Raw genomic sequence first — 2,231 nt, 5'->3', positions numbered from 1 at the left:
GACCCGGCGCCCCCGGCGCGCGGGCACTGGTCAACGAACTCGCCGCGCTCGGCACCCCCGCCACCGTCGAGGCATGCGACCTCGCCGACCCCGCCAACCTCACCGCGCTGCTGCGCCGCCACGCCCAGAACGGCGAACCGGTCACCGCGGCCATCCACGCCGCCGGCGTCGCCGGGCCGAGCACGGCACTGGCCCGGCTGACCCTCACCGCCGTCGCCGGCGTCCTCGCCGGCAAGGCTGCCGGCGCCCGCGCCCTCGACCGCGTCCTGGACAGCCCCGACGGGGCCACCCTCACCGACGTCGTCCTGCTCTCCTCGATCGCCGGAGTCTGGGGCAGCGGCGACCAGGCCGCCTACAGCGCCGCCAACGCCTACCTCGACGCCCTCGCCGACCCCGGCCGCCGCCGCGGTGACCCGCACCGCCCGGCGGGGCCCGCGCGGGTCACCGCGGTCGCCTACGGCCCCTGGTCCGACGGGGGGATGGGCGACGAACCGGCACTGCGTGCGCATCTGACCCGCCGCGGACTGCGCCCCCTGGACCCGGCGCTGGCCGCGGCAGCCCTGACCGACGCGCTCATCGCCGGGCAGAGGAACCTGACGGTCGTCGACGTCGACTGGACCCGCCTGCTACCGGCGATGACGGCCGCCCGACCGGGCCGGTTCTTCGAGGCCCTGCCCGTGGGGGCACCCACCGTGGCCCAGGCGGGCCTGGGCACCGCCATCGAGGGCCCGACGGCCCCGGGTGCGCCGGCGTCGGCGCCCGCCGCGGTACCGCCACGGGGACAGGAACTGGTCGATCTCGTCCACGCGCAGGCCGCGGCGATCCTCGGCCACGACAGCCCCGCCGACCTGGACCCGGGCCGGCGCTTCCTCGAACTGGGCTTCGACTCCCTGGCCTCGGTGGAACTGCGCCAGCGCCTGGCGGCGGCCACCGGGCTGAGCCTGAGCCCCCAGGTCGTGTTCGAGCATCCGACCGTCGCCGAACTCGCCGACCACCTCGACACCCTCGCCGCCGCGCGGGCCGCCACCCCCACCGGACCGCTGGTGGCCACGCCGAGCACCACCACGGTCGTGGTCGCCGGCACGGGCACGGCCGCGGCGCAGGAACTCGGCATCGGGGCGCGGGGGCTGTACCGGCAGGCCTGCCTCCAGGGAAAGTTCACCGACGGCGTCGGCGTGCTGCGCGCCGTAGCCAGGCTGCGACCGGTGTTCACCACCCTCGCCGAGTTCGGCGCGCCGCCGCGCCCGGTGCGCCTGGCCACCGGGCCGGCGCGGCTGCCGCTGGTGTGCCTGCCGTCGATGGTCGCGCCGTCCGGGCCGCACAACTTCGCCCGCCTCGCCCTGCACCTGCACGGCCACCGCGACGTCCACGCGCTCGCGCACCCCGGCTTCGGCGACGGTGAACTGCTGCCGGCCAGCGCCGACCTGGTCGTCGCCATGCACGCCGACACCATCGCCCGCGTCTTCGCCATCACCCCGGTGGTACTCGCCGGCTACTCCTCCGGCGGCTGGCTGGCCCACGCGATCGCCGCCGAACTCGAGGACCGCGGCATCGCACCGGCCGCCGTGGCGCTGCTCGACACCTGGCTGCCCACCGACCGCATCCCCGAGCAGGACATCCACGAGGAGCTGCGCGGCATCGCCGTCAACGACCAGGCGTTCGCCCTGATGACCGAGGCGCAGGTCACCGCCCAGGGCGCTTACCTGGACCTGTTCGAAACGTGGCGGCCCCGGCCGGTGGCCGCGCCCGTCACCCTGCTGCGGGCCACCGAACGGATGCCGCGCCGCGGCCCCGACCGGCCCGGCCCAGCCACCACCGCCGCCGCCGCCGCCGCCGCCGCCACCTCCACCTCCGTCATGGACGCCGGCACGGACGCCGGCACGGACGCCGGCACGGACGCCGGCACGGACGCCGACGTGGTCGCGGACGCGGACTGGGAGATGCCGCACGACACGCTGCACGTGGCCGGCGACCACCAGTCGATGATGCACGAGCACGCCGCCGCCACCGCCCGCGACCTGCACCGCTGGCTGCAGGGCCACGAACGGGCCGTGCCCACCCGATCCTGACGGTAAGTGTGGCCTGACGGTAAGTGTGGCCTGACGGTAAGTGTGGTGAGTGTGTGGTGCGGGGACGGCGCTGTCCCCCCACCACACCACCCCGCGTCGGTGCGGCGGGTCAGGACCCCCGTCGCGGACCCCGCGGCAGGGCCGCCACCGGCAGGCCGGTGG

General features: G+C 76.7%; 1 protein-coding gene. It reads left to right on the top strand.

Annotated features, from left to right (window positions below; all coding sequences use genetic code 11):
* A partial coding sequence (locus MXD58_RS29690) for an alpha/beta fold hydrolase (protein WP_250611460.1) occupies positions 1 to 2,069 on the top strand: 2,069 nt, incomplete at its 5' end.
* Positions 2,070 to 2,231 lie beyond the last annotated feature (162 nt).

The sequence above is a fragment of the Frankia sp. AgKG'84/4 genome (assembly GCF_023242965.2).
Lineage (GTDB): Bacteria > Actinomycetota > Actinomycetes > Frankiales > Frankiaceae > Frankia.
The sequence above is the reverse complement of the archived record's forward strand: the minus strand, read 5'-3'. Positions and strand labels throughout refer to the sequence as shown.